Source organism: Ignavibacteriota bacterium (assembly GCA_013285405.1).
GTDB lineage: Bacteria > Bacteroidota > Ignavibacteria > Ignavibacteriales > Ignavibacteriaceae > IGN2.
On sequence record CP053446.1, the window covers coordinates 2411902 to 2433643 of the forward strand.

20 protein-coding genes are annotated in these 21742 nt (G+C 34.3%); 14 read left to right on the plus strand and 6 right to left on the minus strand.

Annotated elements, in window-relative coordinates; translation table 11 throughout:
• Window positions 1-3: 3 nt before the first annotated feature.
• Window positions 4-675 (minus strand): hypothetical protein, encoded by a 672-nt coding sequence (locus HND39_10510; GenBank protein ID QKJ96677.1) that lies wholly within the window; start codon window positions 673-675, stop codon window positions 4-6.
• Window positions 676-692: 17 nt separating this feature from the next.
• Entirely contained in the window at window positions 693-944 is a 252-nt protein-coding gene (locus HND39_10515) for a hypothetical protein (GenBank protein QKJ96678.1), read from the minus strand.
• A gap of 589 nt (window positions 945-1533) precedes the next feature.
• On the opposite strand from HND39_10515, the gene HND39_10520 reads away from it, so the two are divergent.
• The 6 genes from HND39_10520 to HND39_10545 are packed head-to-tail and all read left to right on the plus strand — an operon-like array spanning window position 1534 to window position 8754.
• The gene (locus HND39_10520; protein QKJ96679.1) at window positions 1534-2436 is read left to right on the plus strand and encodes a 4Fe-4S dicluster domain-containing protein; all 903 of its coding nucleotides are present in this window, start codon (window positions 1534-1536) and stop codon (window positions 2434-2436) included.
• Window positions 2436-3680, plus strand: coding sequence for a Ni/Fe-hydrogenase cytochrome b subunit (gene hybB / locus HND39_10525; protein QKJ96680.1), 1245 nt, complete (start codon window positions 2436-2438; stop codon window positions 3678-3680). The genes HND39_10520 and hybB overlap by 1 nt, the downstream gene beginning before the upstream one ends.
• Complete coding sequence (locus HND39_10530) at window positions 3680-4819, plus strand: cytochrome c3 family protein (protein QKJ96681.1); 1140 nt, start codon at window positions 3680-3682, stop codon at window positions 4817-4819. The genes hybB and HND39_10530 overlap by 1 nt, the downstream gene beginning before the upstream one ends.
• Before the next feature lie 32 nt (window positions 4820-4851).
• Window positions 4852-6726: a HAMP domain-containing protein gene (locus HND39_10535; GenBank protein QKJ96682.1), complete on the plus strand. Its 1875-nt coding sequence runs from the start codon at window positions 4852-4854 to the stop codon at window positions 6724-6726.
• 6 nt (window positions 6727-6732) lie between these two features.
• Window positions 6733-7539, plus strand: a complete 807-nt coding sequence (locus HND39_10540) for a response regulator (protein ID QKJ96683.1) — start codon at window positions 6733-6735, stop codon at window positions 7537-7539.
• 57 nt (window positions 7540-7596) lie between these two features.
• Window positions 7597-8754, plus strand: coding sequence for a response regulator (locus HND39_10545; GenBank protein ID QKJ96684.1), 1158 nt, complete (start codon window positions 7597-7599; stop codon window positions 8752-8754).
• Between the two features lie 127 nt (window positions 8755-8881).
• Here HND39_10545 and HND39_10550 read toward each other — a convergent pair whose 3' ends face one another.
• Window positions 8882-9289: a copper chaperone PCu(A)C gene (locus HND39_10550; GenBank protein ID QKJ96685.1), complete on the minus strand. Its 408-nt coding sequence runs from the start codon at window positions 9287-9289 to the stop codon at window positions 8882-8884.
• Window positions 9286-9885, minus strand: coding sequence for an SCO family protein (locus HND39_10555; protein QKJ96686.1), 600 nt, complete (start codon window positions 9883-9885; stop codon window positions 9286-9288). Before HND39_10555 ends, HND39_10550 begins: the two co-directional genes overlap by 4 nt.
• Before the next feature lie 113 nt (window positions 9886-9998).
• Between HND39_10555 and HND39_10560 the strand changes: the two genes are divergently transcribed.
• Together HND39_10560 and HND39_10565 are read left to right on the plus strand one after the other, a co-directional pair.
• Window positions 9999-11435 carry an amino acid decarboxylase gene (locus tag HND39_10560; protein ID QKJ96687.1) on the plus strand — a complete coding sequence of 479 codons (1437 nt, stop codon included), beginning with the start codon at window positions 9999-10001 and terminating at the stop codon, window positions 11433-11435.
• A 222-nt stretch (window positions 11436-11657) separates the two neighbouring features.
• Window positions 11658-12107 carry an osmotically inducible protein OsmC gene (locus tag HND39_10565; protein ID QKJ96688.1) on the plus strand — a complete coding sequence of 150 codons (450 nt, stop codon included), beginning with the start codon at window positions 11658-11660 and terminating at the stop codon, window positions 12105-12107.
• A gap of 31 nt (window positions 12108-12138) precedes the next feature.
• Here HND39_10565 and HND39_10570 read toward each other — a convergent pair whose 3' ends face one another.
• On the minus strand, window positions 12139-12492 hold the full coding sequence (locus tag HND39_10570) for a VOC family protein (protein QKJ96689.1): 354 nt from the start codon (window positions 12490-12492) through the stop codon (window positions 12139-12141).
• A gap of 100 nt (window positions 12493-12592) precedes the next feature.
• On the opposite strand from HND39_10570, the gene HND39_10575 reads away from it, so the two are divergent.
• From HND39_10575 to HND39_10585, 3 genes are all read left to right on the plus strand, one after another.
• Window positions 12593-13345, plus strand: coding sequence for a methyltransferase domain-containing protein (locus tag HND39_10575; GenBank protein ID QKJ96690.1), 753 nt, complete (start codon window positions 12593-12595; stop codon window positions 13343-13345).
• Window positions 13346-13594: 249 nt separating this feature from the next.
• Window positions 13595-14254, plus strand: a complete 660-nt coding sequence (locus HND39_10580) for a hypothetical protein (GenBank protein QKJ96691.1) — start codon at window positions 13595-13597, stop codon at window positions 14252-14254.
• A 43-nt stretch (window positions 14255-14297) separates the two neighbouring features.
• Entirely contained in the window at window positions 14298-14891 is a 594-nt protein-coding gene (locus HND39_10585; protein QKJ96692.1) for a DUF1282 family protein, read from the plus strand.
• A 143-nt stretch (window positions 14892-15034) separates the two neighbouring features.
• Here the strand turns inward: HND39_10585 and HND39_10590 are convergent, their stop codons facing one another.
• Entirely contained in the window at window positions 15035-16264 is a 1230-nt protein-coding gene (locus tag HND39_10590; GenBank protein ID QKJ96693.1) for a tetratricopeptide repeat protein, read from the minus strand.
• Window positions 16265-16768: 504 nt separating this feature from the next.
• Here HND39_10590 and HND39_10595 point away from each other — a divergent pair.
• The 3 genes from HND39_10595 (at window position 16769) to HND39_10605 (ending at window position 21640) form a co-directional block, all read left to right on the plus strand.
• Window positions 16769-18844 carry a hypothetical protein gene (locus HND39_10595; protein ID QKJ96694.1) on the plus strand — a complete coding sequence of 692 codons (2076 nt, stop codon included), beginning with the start codon at window positions 16769-16771 and terminating at the stop codon, window positions 18842-18844.
• A gap of 17 nt (window positions 18845-18861) precedes the next feature.
• On the plus strand, window positions 18862-20787 hold the full coding sequence (locus HND39_10600; GenBank protein QKJ96695.1) for a hypothetical protein: 1926 nt from the start codon (window positions 18862-18864) through the stop codon (window positions 20785-20787).
• Between the two features lie 184 nt (window positions 20788-20971).
• Window positions 20972-21640, plus strand: coding sequence for a T9SS type A sorting domain-containing protein (locus HND39_10605; protein QKJ96696.1), 669 nt, complete (start codon window positions 20972-20974; stop codon window positions 21638-21640).
• The last annotated feature ends 102 nt before the right edge of the window (window positions 21641-21742 follow it).

Here is a 21742-nt window from a genome sequence, read left to right on the forward strand (position 1 = left end):
TCTTTAAAGTGATAAAAATTCTTTTTCAAAATCAGTAATACTCAGTTCATCCAATGAATCAACTGTTTCATTTGTCAATGTTCCTCCATCAAACATTGTTGCACCAGCGGCTTCAACTTTCAGCAGATGCTTGTTGATAAATGATTTCAATCTGGAAGTCTCTTTCTTCATCCAGTTATTGGCATCATTACCGGTAAAAAAATTATCGCGGCTTTCAGTAAAATCCTTTGATGATAATTTAACGCCCCAGTTTTTATACGGATCGCCAATTTTTTTATTAATAATATTTGTGTTAGTTGAGTTTACAATTCCATCAATGGGAGAGAAGAATTTTACTTTTTTGTTTCCGTATGCGCCTTCAAATAATAAATCTCCCTGCCTGATTTGTTTACCCGTTTCTGCACAGGATAAAATTGATAATGAACCCAAAGCATTAGCTCCGAATTCATCCACACCAATTGCTACTAATCCATTATTATCCGGCTGCAGCCAGGTATGACCTTTCGATAAAAATATATTTGAAGGAACAGCAAATTTTGCTTTTTCAAAAATTGGCAGGCTCAGTTGAGATAATTCAGGTTCAAATGCGGGATGAAATTTTCCCTGGACTTTTAATACATAAAAGTCAACCACAAGAAATAATAAAAATACAGTCAGAACAAAAATCGCAACCATAATGTATCCTTTACTATTTAATTATTTTTATTTGAGTTTGAATCGCTTGTGGAATTCTCATCATTCGCATCAATCGGTTTACCGTCTTTGTGAATTTCACCACCGTCGTACATCGTTTCACTTGCAAGACGGATAGTAGGATCGAATCTTGGTATGTAGGTTTTCGCCAATTTGTTTTTCTTTTTTGATGCCAATGGTTCTATAACAAATCGGACAAGCAGTTCAACGCCGATGAAAACCATAACAAGAATTAAAATAAATGTTAGCATGATATTCTCCTTTCAAGAATGTTTTTATTAATGAAGTTGCAATCAAGATGCCAACTCAAAATAATTTTTTTTTATTCTTGTATCACATTGACTTGTAAGGACTTAAATTTTTTCTGACGAATTGTTAAACAATCCGGTTAACAAAAAATGTAAATTATTTCAACAGCCAACTGTTGAAAAACACATCACAAATTTTGAAGAGAAAAGTTTTAGGTGTTTAATTTTTTTTCTCAATGATCTCTGTTATGAAAAAAAATATTCGTGAACTGTTAATCAGTGAGTGAAAACATTTTTGGATGCTAAATGTTTATCATCAGTTAATAATTAGCAATAATTATAAAAAATTAACTTTTTTTAGGGATGCTTTCCATTCTTAAAAAAAAGATTACTTATTGTCAGTATTGATAAAAAATCAAGAAAATCTCATCAACTAAATAGATTTATGCTTCCCAACTATTGCTCTATTTAACAAATTCTAACAATTGAAGATCTGGCAATTATCATTAAGAATGGCATAAAATTATATCAGTATTGGCGATCCTTATCCGGTTTGAAAAATATTTAGTTAATTCTTGAAAGGAATAATAAGATGCCTGGTAAAAGCCGCCGTGATTTTCTTAAGACATCTGCTTTAGTCGGAGCCAGTGTAGCAGGTATTTCAACTGTTGCCAAAGCTGGTCCTAAAAACATTTTATCTGAAGACCGGATGGGAGTTTTAGTAGATACTACGGTTTGCGTTGGCTGCAGAAATTGTGAATGGGCTTGTAAAGATTCTCATAATCTGCCCGCAGGTGAATTACATTCTTATGAAGACAGAAAAATTCTTGATACAAAACGAAGACCAGACAATACAGCCTTAACAGTTGTGAACGAATTCTCTCCGGGAAAAAATTCTAACTTGCCTGTTGATGTAAAAGTTCAGTGTATGCATTGCGATCATCCTGCATGCGTGTCAGCATGTATCGTCGGTGCATTTAGTAAACATGAAAATGGAAGCGTAACGTGGGATACCGATATGTGTATCGGCTGCAGATACTGTATGGTCGCCTGTCCGTTTCAGGTACCTGCGTTTGAATATGATAAAGCACTAAACCCATTGATAATGAAATGTGATTTTTGTTTTGAAAGAGTAAAAGAAGGAAAAATTCCTGCGTGTGTGGAAATTTGTCCGGTTGAAGCACTCACTTATGGTGTGAGAAGTGATCTGATTAAAATTGCTCGTGATAGAATCAAAAGAAATCCTGAAAAATATGTCGATCATATTTTCGGAGAATATGAAGTTGGAGGGACTTCATGGTTATACTTAGCAAATAAGGAATTTGCAGAACTTGATTTTCCAAATCTTGGCGAGAAACCGGCTCCGGGTGTTTCGGAATCAATTCAACATGGAATTTTTGCTTATTTTGTTCCTCCTGTTTCATTGTATGCATTACTTGGAGGAATGATGTGGTTATCTAAACGTCGAAAAGAACTTGATAAGGAGGAAGAATAATGAGTCACGAGAATGTCCATCCTGTTCCTATCAAGCACAAGTTTTTTACACCAGGTGTAGTTGTATTAATTCTTATTGCATTAAATGGCATTGTGTTTTTGATGGGAAGATTTTTCTTCGGGCTTGGTGCTGTTACAAATCTGAATAATCAATATCCATGGGGATTATGGATTGGTGTTGATGTGGCAGCAGGAGTTGCGCTTGCAGCAGGCGGATTTACAACTGCTGCACTTGGTCATATAATGCATAAAAATGAATACCACGCAATCGTTCGTCCGGCATTACTAACTGCAATGCTTGGTTATACTTTTGTAGCATTCGGTGTATTTGTTGATATTGGAAGATGGTATTACATCTGGCATCCGTTGATTATGTGGAATGGTAATTCAGCTCTTTTCGAAGTTGGTATTTGTGTTATGATCTATCTGAGCGTTCTTTATATTGAATTTCTTCCCGTGATTACTGAAAGGTTTATTGGAAAAGTTAATCTTCCGGGAATTTTTTCAGGCTTAAATAATATTACTGATAAAGTACTTCGACTTCTTGATAAAGGTTTATCAAAGACGATGTTTATTTTTATTATTGCCGGTGTAGTGCTTTCAACATTGCATCAATCATCTTTAGGAACTTTGATGATAATTGCGGGACCAAAAATGCATCCACTCTGGCAAACACCAATTCTCCCGCTTTTATTTCTTCTTTCAGCAATATCAGTTGGCTTTCCGATGGTAATTTTTGAATCAATGCTTGCTTCAAGATCTTTGGGATTAAAACCTGAGATGCACTTACTTTCGAGATTAGGTTCAATGATTGCACCACTATTGGGAATTTATTTAGCTTTCAAAATTGGTGATATGTTTATTCGGGAAACATTTGTTTACTTAAATGAATTCAACACAGCAAGTGTGATGTTCACAATCGAAATGTTATTCGGAGTAATTATCCCACTCCGGATGTTTCTTTCAACAAAAGTATTAAAATCTCCGTTATTTCTTTTTATTGCATCTTGTTTAGTTGTCTTCGGCGTACTGCTGAACCGGATAAATAATTTTATAGTTGCATATGCACCACCGTACAGTACGGAATCTTACATACCATCATTCGGAGAAATTTCTTTGACAGTTGGTTTTGTAGCCTTATTAGTTCTTTTATATAGATTTTTTGTAATAAATTTTCCGGTGATAAGTTTACCCGGAAAAGAATCAGCACCGCGGACTAAGTACACTATCAGAGGAGAGAAGTGATGAGAAAATTATTTATAGTTATAATAATAATATTTTTTGCCACTTCAATTAATGCGCAGGTAAAGCAGCTTAAAGATCATTCGAAACTAAATATAAGCTGTAAAACATGTCACACGTGCGATGTCCCAACAAAGAGCGAACCTTGTCTTGTGCTGTGTCCCAGAGAAAAAGTAGCAACTGTATATCAAAAACCTGAACAAACACCTGAGTTAATTAAAATAGATCAGTTGAGTAACCGTTATAGTCCGGTTTATTTTTCTCACAGGATGCATGCACAGATGTCAGAAATGGGTGGAGGATGTCAGAGTTGTCATCATTATAATACTTCAGGTCCGATATTGAAATGCAGTAACTGCCATGAAACTTCAAGAAAACGTGAAGATGTCAGCGTTCCGGATTTGAATGCCGCTTATCACAGACAATGTATTGATTGTCATCGTGAATGGAGCCGTACAACAGATTGTAATTCTTGTCATATTCCTAAAAAGGATTTGAAGGGTGATGAAAAATTAGCATTGCAGAAAAATTATTCGAATAAAAATCATCCCGAAGTTCTTGAACCAACAAAATTAGTTTATCAGACAAAATCAGATAAAGGAAAACTCGTTACTTTTTTTCACAATGATCATACAAAGAAATTTGGATTGGATTGTGTAACCTGTCATAAACAGGAAAGCTGTACAAAATGTCACGATGTAAACAGAACAACAGACAGTAATCTTAAAACGGTAAGTACAAAGAAAACATTTGAAGAACAGCATAAGAATTGTATCAGTTGTCATCCCAAAAATGAAACATGCAGTAATTGTCATAGTGACAAAGCACTTGAACCATTTGATCATGGCAAGAGTACCGGCTGGGCATTGAAGACTTATCATTCAAAGTTGAGTTGCAGCAATTGTCATGGTTCTAAAATTCCATATAAAAAACTTGATAACAAATGTTCAAATTGTCATGTTGGCTGGAATAGTGAAACCTTCAAGCACTCAGTAACTGGTTTGCAATTAGATGAAACTCATACTGATTTCGAATGCAGCGACTGCCATGCGGGTGAAGATTATTCGAAGAAGCCATCCTGCGACGGATGTCATGATGATATGATATATCCGCAGAATAAGCCCGGGAAAACAATTAAATAGATGTTGGTTAACAGACACTGATTGAAATGATAATGAAAAAAGCAACAACAAAAATTAGTTTGAAGCTGATACTAACAGTCGGTGTTGTAACATTTGCAATCATTAGTATTTATTCTTTTTTAAGTATATCAGCACAAAGAAATGAACTGCTTTCTCAGGCGGAAAATTATGCAAGCAAACTGAGTGAAACGATAAAAAACAGTACGCACCTTAGTATGCTTCAGAACGAAACTGATAGAACTTATCAAATTATAAATATGATTTCACAGGAACCTGATTTGAGCGAGATACGTATCTTCAACAAAGAAGGAGAGATAATGTATTCCTCAAAAAAAGAATTGATTGGACAAATGGTCGATAAGAATACTGAAGCCTGCTATGCCTGCCATACAGCCAATGAACCACTTGAAAAACTTCCAATGGATGACAGGATGAGAATTTACCATGCACCTCAGGATTCAAGTCGTACACTTGGAATCATTAATCCGATTTACAATGAACCTTCATGCTCGGAAGCTGATTGTCACGTTCATCCGGCAGATCAAAAGGTGCTCGGAGTACTCGATGTAAAAGTTAGTCTTAAAGATGTAGATGCTCAGATCGCAGGCAGTGAATTCCGTTCGATTATTTTTGCAATAATTGCAATTGCATTGTTGAGTCTGATCATAGGAATTTTTGTGAGAAAGTGGATTGAAAGACCTGTTCACGAATTAGTCAATGCAACTGAACAAGTTGGAACTGGAAATTTAAATTATCTGATCAAAGACTTGAGTTCGGACGAACTTGGGCTGCTTGCCAAATCATTCAATAGTATGACCAACAAACTTGCTGAAGCAAGACTCCAGCTTTTTCAATCCGATAAAATGGCATCGATGGGAAGACTTGCGGCAGGAGTTGCTCACGAAATAAATAATCCATTAACTGCCGTTCTTACTTACAGCAGTTTCCTTTTAAAGCGAGTAAATGATCCTGAACTTCAGGAAGATTTGAAAGTAATCGTTAGAGAAACTAAAAGAAGCAGGGAAATAGTAAAAAGCTTATTGGATTTTGCAAGACAGTCGGTGCCTAAAAAAGGCAATGCAAACTTAAATGAAATTATAAATAATGCTGTCGCAGTGGTTGACAACCAGCTTTCAATGAAACACATCAAGCTGGAAAAAAATCTTGAAGAAAAGATTCCCATATTTAAAATTGATTCGAATCAAATGCAGCAAGTATTTATAAATCTGCTTGTCAATGCATCAGATGCTGTTCAGGAAAGAGAAGGTAAGATTGCAATTTCTTCCAGGCTGATCAGTCTCTCTCCGTATGGTACTCTCCAGATTAAAAATGCAGTTTGCTCAAAACGACATTCACTGATGGATGAAGAGGTAAGAATTGATGGCAAACCAAGTGTGAAATTAAAAATCGTTCAGAATGGAAAAGAAGGATTTGTAAACCTCGATCCGATTTACGGAAAGAATAAAGATAAATATGGACTAGAGATTAAAGCTTCTGAGCAAGTACAAATATCCTGTCCGAAGTGTAATATGTCAGTTATCGATAAAGAATTAACTTGTCCAAAATGCAAAAGCACGATTTACTCATTTGAAGTTCCACCACAGGGAATGTTTGAAGGATGTATAAATCCAAAATGCGACTGGCAGCGATGGACTTTTGTAGATGAAGCCGGTGTTAGAGATTATGTTGAGATAAAAATCTCAGATAATGGAATCGGAATTTCAAAAGAAGATTTGCCCAGAATATTCGAACCGTTCTACAGCACGAAAGGTCAGAAAGGTACCGGACTCGGATTAGCTGTTATCTGGGGAATAATTGATAATCATGACGGAACAATAAACGTTGAAAGCGAAATTGGAAAGGGAACAACTTTCTCAATACTTTTACCAATAAAGCAAAGTGCATAGCCAAAAATGTTTAGAGATGCAAAAATATTAGTTGTTGATGATGAACAAGTAATACTCAACGCAGTTTCGAGAATTGCTTCAGCAGAAGGATTCCAGGTTGATTCTGATAATGATGCATCATCTGCATTAAAAAAAATATCGCAGAAAGAGTATTCATTAATTTTATGCGATATAATGATGCCGCAGATGGATGGATTTTCATTTCTGGATGAGATTCAAAAAAGAAGAATTCTGACACCGGTGATTATGATAACCGGATTTTCGACTGTTGAGAATGCGGTGAAATCACTTTACAAAGGTGCGATTGATTTTGTGCCAAAACCATTTACATTCGAAGAGCTAAATAGTTCAATCAACAGAGGTATAAGATATTATCGGGTACAAAAGGGAATCGAAGATGCTAAATTCCGAAATGACAAAACATCAATCTCTTATGTTCCCGGACCACCAAAGTATAAACGACTTGGAAATCTTAGCTGGATGAATCTTGAGAATGAAGGTATTGCCGTGATCGGCGCAACAGATTTATTTCTTGAGACAATCGAAAAACTTGTAAAGATAGAATTGATGGAAAACGATGAAGAAATTATCCAGGGAGATACATCTGCAAATCTTTTAACGAGTGATGAACTCATTCACAAATTACTTTCACCTTTAAGTGGAAGAATTATTGAACGAAATGAAAAAATAATTAATGATATAAACTTACTTGAAAAAGATCCATATTTTGAAGGCTGGATATACAAAGTAATCCCTTCAAATATTGAGTTCGATTTGAAATATCTTGTGCCTTTTGCATCTGACAGATTGTAGGAACTTAAAATTGGAAGTAGAAAAAAATATTTTACGAAATTATAAAAGGGAGTTAACATGGCACTATTTGTATTAGCCGTAATAGTTTTCGTCATTGCTGATATTACAATCAGATATATTGCGAAAAGAGTAAATGAAAAGAAAGTACACCAGGAAAGAGAGGAAGCACTCAAAGTAAGTCTTAATCTTGATTTCAGCAGGGAAGCAAAAACGCTCAAGCGTGCTGACGTAGAAAATCCAAAAGCCAGAATTCTTTGTGTGGATGATGAATCTGTTATTCTCGACAGCTTCAGAAGAATTCTCGTGCTTGACGGATACTGTGTTGATACAGTTGAGAACGGGAAAGAAGCCCTTGGTCTTATTCAAACTCACTCGTATGATTTTGTATTTACAGATTTAAAAATGCCTGAGATGGATGGACTGGAAGTAACCAAATCTGTAAAACATCTCCGACCGGATATTGATGTCGTAATCATTACAGGTTTTGCAACTGTTGAAACTGCTGTTGACTGTATGAAATACGGTGCGATGGATTATGTTCAAAAACCTTTTACAGAAGATGAGCTGCTCGAATTCGTCAAGAAACTGCTTATCAAACGTGAAGATAGAATCAGTAAAACTCTTAAACCGAAAGTTCATATTACACATCTGAAAGAAGTTGCTGGAACAAAAGCTCCCGAATTTCAGATTCCGGGTGGAGTATTTATTTCTGATGGACATTGCTGGGCAACAGTGAGTGAAACAGGAACTGTTAAAGTTGGAATAGATGATTTTGCAAATAAAGTTATCGGGAAAATTGATTCAGTAGGTTTACCAAACTTAGGAATGGTAATTAAGAAAGGACAATCACTCTTTACAATCACTCAGGGACAAAGAACAATCTCATTTAAGTCGCCGGTCAGTGGCAAAGTTAAAGAAGTTAACAAGTTTATAAACAGCGAACTTGATTCATTCGAAATTTCTTCTTATGAAAAAAATTATGTTTGTGAAATAGACGCCGATGAATTGGATTCTGAAATTACTTCATTGAGAATTGGTAAATCTGCAGTTTCATTTTATCAGGAAGATATTGAAAGACTTCAGGTATTAAAAAAGAAAACTATGACCAGCAAAGAAGCCGGACTTGAACCCGAAGGTGCAATTTTCGTTGGAGAAATGGAAAAGCTGGACGATATTAACTGGAAGAGGTTCGCCGAAGAATTTTTCGAGAAGTAGGCCCCATCCCCAACCCTTCCCCCAAGGGGAAGGGAGTTTTAATTTACATTTTATAATTCGTTGATTTAAAGTTCGCGGTGTCATTCCAGCGCTCCACCAAAAGTGGAGAGTCCGGAATCTGAGTTCCTTATTTCGGCTTCTTTGCAGTTGCAGTAATTTTTATTTCACCTGCTTGTTTAAAGTGAAGAACAAACTCGCCTTTATCTCCATCATTAATATTTTGCTTTAGTTTCATTACCATAATATGATGTGCACCTGGTTTCAATTCAAAAGAACTTCCTCCTTCGATAATGATCATATCAACTTTACGCATACCCATCATTTCACCTTCCGAATACGTTTCATGCATTTCAACCTTTTCAGCGAGCCTGGAATCTATTTTAAATAATGTATCCGCAGTTTCAGATTTATTTTCAATTATAAAATAAAGTGCAGTTGTCATTTTTTCTGCTGATGGTCGCATCCATGCATCTTTGATTTGAATTTTATCTCCGGAGCCAAAGAAGACGAATAAGAGTGAAAATAAAATATTCATTTTTTATCCTTTAATAATTTTATGTCTTTAATTAATTCTTCAACGTTTAATTTGCTGCCCACATAATTTTTCTTCAGGCTGGAGTTTTCATCAATAAGAGAAATTCTATCTGTATGCATCATCGAATATTCATAGTTACCGGACGAATCTATTGCTTCATCTGTTTTGATGGCTTTTACATCAAACCTTTTTAACAACTCATTGATAGTGCTTCTCTCACCGGTTAACAATGTCCAGCTACTAAAATCCAGCTCACGCGCTTCTGCAAATTTTTTAAGTACTTCCGGAGTATCTCTTTCAGGATCAAAACTTAACGCCACGAATTTTACGTCATCAATTCCATCTTCCTTTAGTTTTTTTTCTGTCAGAAACATATTGTGAGTCGTCATCGGACAAATGTCAGGACAATGAGTGAAGATAAATCCCATTACAGTAATTTGTCCCTTTATAACATCAGGAAAAATCACGTTCAGGCTATCCTGATTAATTAATTGATAACTTTTCTTTGTCAAATCTTTATCAAGAGGCAGTTGCTCGGTGCACGAAAAAATTAAAATCAGGATAAATACTAATATGATCGGAGTAAATTTATTCATAGATATTTGATGTGAAATTATTTTTAATCACACACATAAACTTATCAAAATATACTAAGTGAATAAAGACAAATTCATTTCTTATTTTTCCGTCATAGATTATTTATAAACGAATGAGAAAAACTATGTCAGATATGCCAATTGAAGAATTCAGAAAAAGCGGTCATCAACTAATTGATTGGATTGCTGATTACTTAAATGATATTGAAAAATATCCACCACTGTCACAAGTAAATCCTGGCGATATTCTCAAAAGAATTCCTGAATCTCCACCACAGAAAGGCGAGGACATTGAAAATGTTTTGAAAGATGTTGACAAAATTTTGATGGATGGAATTACTCATTGGAATCATCCGGGGTTTATGGCTTACTTCAATTCAACTTCAAGTGGTCCGGGAATTCTCGCAGAGTTATTGACAGCAGGATTAGGAATAAACGGAATGCTGTGGAAAACTTCTCCTGTTTTCACTGAACTTGAAAGAGCAATGATGAATTGGTTCAGACAAATGATCGGTTTGCCGGAAAATTATTGGGGAATTATTTACGATACTGCTTCAACCAGTTCGATGCATGCGATTGCTTCTGCACGTGAGCAATTGAATTTGGTATTCAGAGAAAAAGGAATGACTGGAAGAGAAGAAATCCCAAAACTCAGAATGTATTGTTCAGAACACGCTCACTCATCAATAGAAAAAGGAGCCGTTACACTTGGAATTGGTATTGAAGGCGTGAAAAAAATTCCTGTCAACAATAAATTTGAATTGATTCCTAAAAAACTTGAGCAGAAAATTGTTGAAGATTTTTTAGAAGGGAATAAACCATTTTGTGTTGTTGCAACAGTTGGAACAACATCAACGACAAGTATCGATCCTATTGAGGAAATTGCTGAATTATGTGAGAAGTATAATATCTGGCTTCACATTGATGCTGCTTATGCTGGAGTTGCTGCAATGATTCCTGAAATGAAATGGATTACAAAAGCCTGGGAGAAAGCAGATTCAATAGTTGTTAATCCTCACAAATGGATGTTCACTCCAATGGATCTGAGCATCTACTTTACACGCAAGCCAGAAATACTTAAGCAAGCATTTAGTCTGGTTCCAGAATATCTTAAAACAAAAGTAGATGATGAAGTAGAAAATTTGATGGATTATGGAATTCAGCTTGGAAGAAGATTTCGTTCACTTAAATTGTGGTTCATCATAAGATATTTTGGAGTAGATGGATTAGCTTCAAGAATTAAAAATCATATTAAACTTGCAAAAGAATTTGCTGAATGGGTTGACAATGAAAATGATTTTGAGTTGATGGCTCCTGTGCTGTTTTCCACTATTTGTTTCAGATACAATCCCGGAAATAAAACAGAGGAAGAATTAAACAATTTAAATGAAAAACTATTTGAAAAAATTAATTTTTCCGGAAAAATATTTTTATCTCACACAAAACTTAATGACAAGTTTGTAATAAGACTGACAATTGGAAGTATAAGGCACGAAAGAAGACATATTGAAGAAGCATGGCAGATTATTAAAAAATTAACTCATAAGTAACACTTTCATCACAAATAATTATCAGGCTGCTCATACAATCGAATACATTTTCTTCTTATTTATCTTTTTCTTCTCAACGAATAGAAGTAAAAAGTTTTGTTCTAGTAATACTCACGTGAACGATTTAATGCTATTTTGATTATGCAATTATTGGACTGAATCTTATTACTGAACATTGCATCTTACTTCTACGATTTAACATATTTCTGAAGAAAGGGAGAAATGGAAACAAAAAAAGTTTACCTGAAGCAAGTAAAGGGATTGACATTTACGGCAAAAGGGGATACAAATCATTGGATTACAATGGATGGTCCTGAAAAATTAGGTGGAAGCGATGCTGGTTCAAGACCAAAAGAACTGGTTCTTATGGCATTAGCTGGCTGCACTGGAAGCGATGTTGTGAGCATTCTTCAAAAAAAGCGGGTTAATCTTTCTGATTTTGAAATTAATATCACGGCACAGCAAACCGAAACGCATCCAAAAGTATTTTCACACGTAGATTTGGAATACGTTTTTTACGGAAAAGACATAAAAGAAAAAGATGTTGAAAGAGCAATAGAACTTTCAACTCAAACTTATTGCGGTGTATCTGCAATGCTGCAAAAGGCAATGACTATAAATCATACTTACCGGATTGAAGAGACCGAAGAAGCAAAAATAATTTCAGCTTGATTAGTTTTTATACAAAAATTAATCTTAAAACTTATGAGCTTTTTTGATAAAGTCCGATGCTGTTGCCATCAAGATCAAAAATGACAGCGTACCAACCCATTGCGGGGATAGTAGTTTTTCCGGTTTTAATATGACCACCGGCAGAAATAGCTTTTTCCAGAATCTGCTCAAGATTATCAATAGTTACGTGGAAAACTGTACTATCCCCTTTAACTACAGATTCTACTTTTCTCAACCCTGCCATAATTCCCTGATGGTTGTTAAAGAGTAAATAACCATTCCCGAAAGGTTTGAATTCCCAATTAAAAACTTTTTTGAAAAATTCAGATGAACGTGTAAGATCTGTAGATGGAATTTCGATATGAGAAATAAGTGGATTTGACATTACAACTTCCTTAATTTTCTAAGAAGATTAAATAGAATTTATTACTTATCTGACTGTAAAAATAAAAATATATCTTTGAACCCGAAAACACTTTTTTAGTATGGTAAAAATTTTATCAAATACCGATTTTTATAATGAAATAGCATCAGGTTATGATGATATGGTGTCGTTTGGAAAATTAATTGAAAAGAAAAGTAAAGATTTAGCCGGATTCATAGATGATAAAATTAAATCTGCTGCAGACATTGGTTGCGGCACCGGTGTTGATTCGATAGCTCTTAGTTTATCAGGATTGAAAGTTACTGCATTCGATCCCTCATCTGAGATGATCAGTGTGGCAAAAACAAATGCAGCCATATATGACAGTCAAATTAATTTCTATATTTCTTCTTCTGACGAAATCCCGAAGGAGTTTAATGATCAATTTGATTTAGTAGTATCTCTTGGAAATACATTCGCTAATATTCCGTCAAACAAATTTGCTGAATCAATACAACGGTGTTATAGGATTCTAAAACCTGGAGGAAGATTATTAGTTCAGATTCTTAATTATGCAAATATTCTGAACAATGAAAAACGAATAGTAAATATCAGAGAGGGAAAAGACAATTATTTTATCAGGTTTTATGATTTTTATAATGAGTATTTAGTCTTCAATATTTTAACTTTCTCAAAATTAAAACCATCTGAACAGTCTCTGATTTCCACAAAACTTTTTCCACATTCTAGAGCGGATTTCGACAGAGAATTGCTCAAGACCGGCTTTTATTCAATTCAGTTTTTCTCAGATCTCGGCTTATCAGATTTTAATGTAGAATCTAAGGACCTGGTTGTCTCTGCATGGAAAAAATAAATATGGAATCCGATATTATCTTTACGTCATTTTGCTGATCTCATAAATTATGTCTGAATGTAAATCAGATGATAGTTTTAATAAAATAAACCGGCTCAACTAACTATTGATTTGAAAAGCTAATTTTGCTAAGTTTTGTGAGCAATCTATTATGAATTTAATTTTCCATGATGTTCAATTCGTAATAATATTAGAGTGCAAATAATTATTGACCATCAACAAAAAAATAATTTGATCGGAGGCTCAATTATGTGGAGAATAATTACCTACCTTTTCCTTTCTACAATAATCCTGCTTGCAGGTTGTGGTAAGGGAGATAATAACCAGCCAAATGAAAATCAAAAAAATGAATCTGAAGATAAAACAGGTATTAAAAGTCTGGATGATTTTGTAGATAATATGAAAGATGTCCAGAAAAATATTGAAGAAGGTAAAAAATATGAAGTTGTTGACTTTAGAGAACTGAAAGCTTTGTTACCCGAATCACTTGGTGATTTAAAACGAACAAATGCAGAAGGTGAAAAAAGCGGTGCAATGGGTTTTACTGTTTCGAAGGCTGAAGCAGATTACAATAATGAAGATTATTCCAAACGTATTGATTTGGAAATAACGGATATAAGCGGCGCAACCGGATTTACTGGTCTTGCAGCCTGGGGATGGTCAATAGCAGATATAGATAAAGAGGACGAATCAGGTTATGAAAAAACGATCAAATATAAAGGGCACAAAGGTTTTGAAAAATATAACAATCAGGATCAGTACGGAAGTTTTGAAGTTTTAATTTCAGGTAGATTTATTGTTGCGGTTCACGGCAATGCTGTTTCGATGGCTGAAATAAAATCTGCTATTGATCAGGTTGATATTGGTAAGCTGGAATCAATGAAAGAAGCAAACCCAATTAGTGAATAACGAATTTCTCTTTCACATTCATCAACATTAAAAGGAGTAATTTATGAACCTTGTTGAACGGGCAAAAAACATTATTATAACTCCCAAAACGGAGTGGGAGAAAGTAGCTGCTGAGGAACCAAATGTTCAGCAGATCATGGTTGGATATGTTCTTCCACTTGCATTAATACCAACGATTGCTTCGATAGTCGGCTGGGGTGTTATTGGCATTTTGGGTTTTACATCCGTTACTTACGGAATTGCCATGGGACTTGTTCAATTGCTAAACGCATTTTTATCAGTACTCATTGCAGCTTTTGTTATTGATGCATTAGCCGGAAGTTTTGGTTCTGCAAAAAACTTTGGACGAGCAGTTCAACTGGTAGCATATTCAATGACGCCAATTTGGATTGCGGGAATACTTGGCATTCTTCCGGCAATAGGTTGGCTTGCGTTTTTACTGGGTTTGTATGGACTGTTTTTGCTATACATGGGCTTATCTCCAATAATGAAAACCCCTGAAGATAAAAAAGCTGTTTACCTGATTGTTATTATTATTGTGCTGATTGCTATCTACTGGATTTTAACGCTGATCCTGACTGCTATTTTCTTTGCAGTATTTGGCTTAAGTCTTCTTTCAGCATTAACAACATATTAAGAAGGGCGTAATGCATTTTAAACCTGTCCGAATAATATTGGACAGGTTTTTTTATTAATTTTTTTTAACCGAACCAAATCATAATTGTGTTGAAGTGTGAAAAAAGTTAATCTAAGATTTTTTAGAGGAATGTGTTAGTGAATTTAACTTGCCACTAATTTTTCAAGGTAAGTAATATCTGCTTTTGAATCTATCTTTTTAAAATATCCAAGTGCTTCATTAAGATATTTACCGGCTTTCGCTAACTCGCCTTTTTTCTTAAACAAGACACCAAGTTCGCATGCAACCTCAGCTAAATTTAACTGGTTGTTCAAATCTTTATTCAACCTGTAAGCCGTGAGCAAAGAATTTTCAGCAGCTTCAATATTGTTCTTATGACTATTAATGATTCCTTTTATTTTATAAACTTCCGCAATGGAAAGTTTATCGTTTATTTTGTTGGCTATTTCCATAGATTTATTAGCGAAAGCGCCTGCAAAATCAAAGTCATTTTGCTGGAGATAAACAAAAGCTTTGTTGATGTAAGCGATACCTAAATTCTGCAAATAATTGGAACGGATAGATAGTTCAATACTTTCGTTGAACTCATTTATTGCAGTTGAATATTCTTTCTTCTTTGTATAAACCATTCCAAGATTCTGTTTAATTTCAGCTATTCTTTTTATGTCACCAATTTTTTCAAAATTCAAAAGTGCCCTTTTCAGGTATGAAAGAGCTTCATTAAAATTACCTTGCATACCATTGATTATTCCAAGATTAATTTCAATAGTACCGATTAATGAAATATCCTTTACTTCCTGCAATGCAATTAATGCATTTTCGAAATGCTCTTTAGCTTTGTTTAGATTTCCCTGATCACCATGAATAGTTCCGAGAATATTCTGACAGTGAATGTTTCCCCTGGTATCGTTTTCATTCCGGAAAATCTGAATTGACCTGTCCAGATAACTTATACTTAATTCCCATTGTGCCTGACGACTATAAATCTCACCTATTGCAAGCAGTGCGTTAGCTCCGATATCAGTCATCTCAATTTTATCATTGCACAAGTGGATAATTTTTTCGTGTATTTCCAATGCGATCGTATTTTCACCAGCGATGATTGTATGCTGACCAAGATAAAGTAAAAATTGAATAAACTTTTCTTCGTTTAATCTTGTCTCAGCAAAAGTAATTATCTGGTCTATCTGGTAACGAGTTTGCGGTGATGAACTTATATCTATAATACGATCTCTGGTGCTATCCTTTGCACTATCCTTTTGAACAGTATCAATGGACAGTTTGTCAACAAAATCTTTTCTATCAGCTTTATCGAAAAAATTTTTTAACGCTTCATCCACAATGGGGTGAGTATTTAATACTGTATTATTCACTCGGCTGTTCGTTCAATTCTTTATAACTGACTTATTAATGTTATGTTACGGCAAGCCTTGTGCCATCATGGAAATATTATGGTATTGGAATACCGAGTTTTTTGAATCGATTTAGGGTAAAATTTACAGTATGTATTCAAAAATCATAGCAAATCGCAATGTTTTTTTGCTGTTAGAAAATTTAACATTTGTAGTCAAAGCAAATGAACCACAGACCCACCTAATTTATTTAGATAGGTGATGAGTTTTAAAATAAGATACTTTAGCGTCCGCAAATAATATAATGTACAACCTCTATTGATAAAGCAAAAGAAAGAAGATAAGTTACAGACGGGAAATAAAAGCAGAAAGAAAGCGGGAGAAAAACCTTTCAATCAGTGGAGTAAAACTTTATGAAAAGAAGTTTGGAAAAAAAAGAACTTGACAAACAAAACAAATTGAGTAAACTTTCACTACTCACTACTCACTACTCACTACTCACTACTTACTTTTACTTTTTACCTATTGCTTCTATCTTCTAGCGTTACCGCCCAAGTAATAATAAAAGAAAGAGTTGAAATAGAACCGTTAAAAATACCTGTATCGAACAATCCTACATTTAATATCGACACATCAATCTGTAATAAATTTGAATATGATCCTGAAATAATTGTTACAGATGGAGATGATAAAACATATTCGGTATGGTATGGTGATTGTTCAGCCATCGGTTTTGGCGGATACAACGATTGTATTCACTTTGACTTTAATGATGATTACTGGATAGTAACAATAGAAGAAGGATTTGAATATGTTCAACCAAGGACAAGCTTCCTGGATTGTGATGGACCATATTCAGATGAGGGAGAAAATTTTTATATAGATTACAATTATTGCTTACATCTTGTTTTTAACAAACAGGGACCGGGGAATATGGCACAGGTAAAAATAAAATTTGCTAATAGTACAAAGGTTGCACATTATAGCTTTGAAGTTTACAGACCATTATTCCACATAACACCAACAGACACAATTGAGTTGATGGAATACGGAGATTATGAAGTAGTAGATAATTATGAAGTTTTGAACCAATGCAACACATATTGGCCGTGGCTACCGGATACAGTATCAATAATCAAGGAGATAATACAGGGCAATGAATATTGTCAGCTATGGAACTCAAACACAAATCAATATGGAACAACATTTATTGGTGGAGGAATATATATAGTTGCAAACGGAATAAGATCAGAGCAGGATGAAGAAGTAATAATAAGAATAAGCACAAGCGAATCAGGGATTGAGCCAATAAATTTACAATATAAAGTTAGGCCAGTTGAATTAGAAATCACAGCAATACCATCGGTGTTGGCACCAGGAGATACAGCCACAATAATTATACAAAAGAAATATCAGGATGGCACTATAGAAGATTTTCCTGAATGGCAGGGATTTGAAATAGCTAAAGTTGAAGGATGCGCATTAGGGGAGATATTGGTTGGAGGAGAGAGCGGAGCATATTTTTATGATGTATTACAACCGATACAATTTGTAGTTGATAGCATAGCTGAGAACGGAACAGTAAAGTTGCAAATAGGTGTACCAAAATCTCCAAGTTTTGGTACTCGACCAGTTAAGCAGAAAAACACAAATACAAACCAAACTAATTTAGCAGATAAACAAAAACAAAGACAGCAAACACCACCGGCCGAAAACCCTATATTATATTGTTCCGCAGAAATATTTGAATCCCTGTTGAATAACGATTTTTATCTGGAAGTGGGGGATGGGTGTGACAAACCTGAATGGGCTTGTCCTGTTTCGATAAAACGTCCTAAGATTGATGTTAAAGAAATTAATATGAGCAACTGTTTAGAGGATGAAAAAAATGATATAAAAAGTTTATGTACTGGTAAATATGGATTTTTTCATCCAATATATGATGGCCCGTTTTGGGAACCACAATTCACTGTAGAGCCTTATTTTGATAGTGTGAAAGGAATATGGCAGTTAAATTATAATTCAGATCCTATTTATATCAGAGCATACACAGTTTTCTGTCCTGAATGCGTACCTGAAAGTGGCATTATCAGAAGCTTGGATGATGTATGGAATAAAATTCCTGAAGATAAATTATGTAAAGCTCTGGAAGATTTCGAATTACAAAAGAAATATGGGGTAGATGTAGAATTTATAATTGAGGAACAAGTGATGGCACACGAGAGATTACATAAAACAGATTTTTTTACTGCCATAGCAAAGACCGTATATTATTATCCAGAAAATGATGTAGATAAATACAATACCACACTCCTAGATACAAAATACAAATGTAAAGATGCTCCTAATTACGATGTAGCAATTGATAAAATTCAAGTGTACCTGGATAATGTGTATCAAGAGTTTCAGAAGGATTTAAAAAAAGTTTATACATTTATAACAGGTAAAGATGAAACAATAGAAAACGAAACTTATGAAACTGTTTCCCACGATTTATATGAAGTGCAAAGTATTATTCAAGATTATATTGATGAAATAAATAATCGTATTATAAGTATTAATAAAAGCAGAACCGAAGAATTAAAAATAAAATGTAATTAATCTTTTAAGGTGGAAAAATGTGTAATAGATTTTCAATTTTAGCAATATTTCTTATTCTTCTAAGCATACAAATCAAAAGCCAGGAGATTGATGAGGAATTTAAACAAAAGATATTACTATATCTTTCAAGTGATAAAGGTTCAGTAGTGTGGGCTGGTGTAGATTATACGATACAATTCAAACTATACGAAGCTATACAAGTTTTAGAAAATATTATCTGGAAACAAGAAGTACCTATTCAACTTAGTATTCTATGGGCAATGGCTTATTTAAATGCCCCGAATACACAGCAATTGGCTATAGCATTTATAGATTCCGTTGATTTTTACAATTCATCCAGATTCTTTGGGAGTGAAAATAAACTAAGCGCAAAAGCCCATGTAAATCAAGCTTTATTTTACATAAATGATTATTCTCAAGCTGACTATGTAATGCAGCAACTACGGGTAAAACCTTACGATGTTGAATCAATATGGTTATTACCAAACCTGATTAGAAATGTTCCCCAATATGAGAATGAAGCAAAAAGTATATTAATAAATGCAGCTAACAATTCTGAAGATTATAGAATTAGATTTAATGCAGTTCATCAGTTGGAAGAAGTTTATGGTGCCGAAATGATACCGATTTATATTAATTTCTTTAAAAATGTTGAAGAATCTGGTAAAGAATTTAGCTCTTCAAGAATTATTTCATTTGAGTTTCTCTGTAAGTATAATTATGATGGCTTAGAAAATTTAATAAAAGAGCAGATATATAACGAACCTGCGGCTGTTTACAAAAGATATTTCATTGATACACTATTCAATCGCTATGGTAATCCTGAAAATTTAAATTATATAGTAAATTTTTATAATTGGGAAACAGATTCATTAGCAAAAAGGTTTGTAAGTCATGCATTAGAGAATTTTACACCTAAAGAATTTCCTATGAATATAACATTGCCGGAAATGATAGACAGTTTAAAAATTATAACAAATAAAACATTTGCATTTCAATGGATTGATAGTACTACTAAAAATTTACTTAATTACAATTTGGATAATGCAAAGACTAAAATATTAAACAGTGATTCTATATTCTGCGCAAATTATATAAAACAATATCAAGACTTAGTTAATTTTGAGTTTCAAGATACACTTAATACAACACCAGAATTTGTAACACTCGAAGGATGGCAATTTCTATATTATTATGCTCAGTACATTCTCGACAGACTTCCGGAACCGCAAGCAAACCCTAACTTACTTGTAAACCTAAAGAACAGTTTTGGGGTGCAAATACCAGCAGGTAATGTAACGTACTATGAGTCCGCCACAAGCGGATGGAAAGATGCAGTAAACAACGGAGATGGAACTTTTACAGTAATAACAACAAAATCAACAGTAAGCATAAGAATGTTCTACGAGTTTGCAAACCAAACTGTTCATAATGTTCCTGCACAAAACAACACTTATACATTTACAACAGTAAACACTGCAGTTCAGTTAAAGAACAGTTCAGGAAATTTGATGCCTGCCCCTTCGGGTGATCAGGGTACAGTTCAATACTATGCTGATGCTTGGAGAACATTTGGCACAACAACAAACGGAGTTGCATACAAAGAACTTCTGCCAATCAATTACAGTTTTAGAATGACTTATGAATATATACCTAATGACAAACAGCAGGATATAAGCACAAACAGTACAGTTACATTCACAACAGTATTGTGTACATTAAAAGTAACCAATGCAAACAATCAGCCGTTAGCAGGTGCAAGTACAAAATATTACTCAACAGCGTGGAGAGATATCGGACTTACAAATGCAGAAGGAATAATAACAAAAGAACTTCTTCCAAAAAACTTAAGCTTCAGAGCTACGTATGGTAATGTTAGTCTTGATAAACAGCAGGATATTTCTGTAAATATACTTGTAGAGATTCAGTTAAATGTTCCGTAGGAATGTATAATTCATAATGAATAATTAACAATTAAAAATTAACAATTAAGAATTAACAATGAAAAATTAAAAATGAAGAAGAAGGTTCTGATTCATAGCTCCGTAGGAGCGACATATTTATAGAAACAGAAAAAACAAAAAAAATCAAGTCCCGTCAGGGACGACATAGATGCAGAGGTAAGAAATGAAAATAAAAATTTTAATTATAGTATTGGCAATAGCACATTTTTCATATTCACAAACCGTTTATGAAATTACACCCGGAACAAAAGGCAACGAAATAACATTGACGGTTGCAAATGTTTCAGAAACAAATCCCGCAGAAAATGTTAAAGTAATGCCTCCCCAACCCCTCCAAATGAGGGGCTTTCAGGAAGAGCAAATTACATTTCACCAATCAGAACAAACGATTGAGAGGATAGAACCAGCAGCAGAAGCGGAAGTAACATTTACATTTGATATAAGCAGAAATGTTTCAATTACAAAGAAAGATACAATTGATTTTATGATAACAGATGCAAACGGACTGATGATGACAAAGACATTCATCTTCAGTTACATTGGTCCGAAAGAATTCAAGCTTGAGCAGAATTATCCGAATCCATTTAATCCAGCAACAACGATACAGTATCAAATACCGGCCTCCCCAAACCCCTCCAAAGGAGGGGCTTTTGTATCATTAAAAATTTACGATATACTTGGCAGTGAAGTCGTAACATTAGTAAATGCAGAACAGCAGCCAGGATATTACGAAGTTCAGTTCAACGGAAGTAATCTTGCAAGTGGAATGTATGTTTATAGATTGCAGGCAGGAGAATACATTTCTACAAAGAAGATGTTGATGATTAAATGATTCGATCAATTCATCTGCCTTACTGCAGACAGGTCAGAAATCCCGACCTTGTCGGGGATGGTGTTGAAATAAACGAATAGAAAAAAAGATTAAATTAATCCC

Excerpts from the sequence above, each read along its gene's own strand:
- HND39_10605 (QKJ96696.1), top strand. The coding sequence starts at position 20,972 with ATGAAAATAAAAATTTTAATTATAGTATTGGCAATAGCACATTTTTCA.
- HND39_10545 (QKJ96684.1), top strand. The coding sequence starts at position 7,597 with ATGGCACTATTTGTATTAGCCGTAATAGTTTTCGTCATTGCTGATATT.
- HND39_10575 (QKJ96690.1), top strand. The coding sequence starts at position 12,593 with ATGGTAAAAATTTTATCAAATACCGATTTTTATAATGAAATAGCATCA.
- HND39_10510 (QKJ96677.1), bottom strand. The coding sequence starts at position 675 with ATGGTTGCGATTTTTGTTCTGACTGTATTTTTATTATTTCTTGTGGTT.
- HND39_10535 (QKJ96682.1), top strand. The coding sequence starts at position 4,852 with ATGAAAAAAGCAACAACAAAAATTAGTTTGAAGCTGATACTAACAGTC.
- HND39_10540 (QKJ96683.1), top strand. The coding sequence starts at position 6,733 with ATGTTTAGAGATGCAAAAATATTAGTTGTTGATGATGAACAAGTAATA.
- HND39_10585 (QKJ96692.1), top strand. The coding sequence starts at position 14,298 with ATGAACCTTGTTGAACGGGCAAAAAACATTATTATAACTCCCAAAACG.
- HND39_10570 (QKJ96689.1), bottom strand. The coding sequence starts at position 12,492 with ATGTCAAATCCACTTATTTCTCATATCGAAATTCCATCTACAGATCTT.
- HND39_10555 (QKJ96686.1), bottom strand. The coding sequence starts at position 9,885 with ATGAATAAATTTACTCCGATCATATTAGTATTTATCCTGATTTTAATT.
- HND39_10520 (QKJ96679.1), top strand. The coding sequence starts at position 1,534 with ATGCCTGGTAAAAGCCGCCGTGATTTTCTTAAGACATCTGCTTTAGTC.
- HND39_10530 (QKJ96681.1), top strand. The coding sequence starts at position 3,680 with ATGAGAAAATTATTTATAGTTATAATAATAATATTTTTTGCCACTTCA.
- HND39_10550 (QKJ96685.1), bottom strand. The coding sequence starts at position 9,289 with ATGAATATTTTATTTTCACTCTTATTCGTCTTCTTTGGCTCCGGAGAT.
- HND39_10600 (QKJ96695.1), top strand. The coding sequence starts at position 18,862 with ATGTGTAATAGATTTTCAATTTTAGCAATATTTCTTATTCTTCTAAGC.
- hybB (QKJ96680.1), top strand. The coding sequence starts at position 2,436 with ATGAGTCACGAGAATGTCCATCCTGTTCCTATCAAGCACAAGTTTTTT.
- HND39_10515 (QKJ96678.1), bottom strand. The coding sequence starts at position 944 with ATGCTAACATTTATTTTAATTCTTGTTATGGTTTTCATCGGCGTTGAA.
- HND39_10580 (QKJ96691.1), top strand. The coding sequence starts at position 13,595 with ATGTGGAGAATAATTACCTACCTTTTCCTTTCTACAATAATCCTGCTT.
- HND39_10565 (QKJ96688.1), top strand. The coding sequence starts at position 11,658 with ATGGAAACAAAAAAAGTTTACCTGAAGCAAGTAAAGGGATTGACATTT.
- HND39_10560 (QKJ96687.1), top strand. The coding sequence starts at position 9,999 with ATGAGAAAAACTATGTCAGATATGCCAATTGAAGAATTCAGAAAAAGC.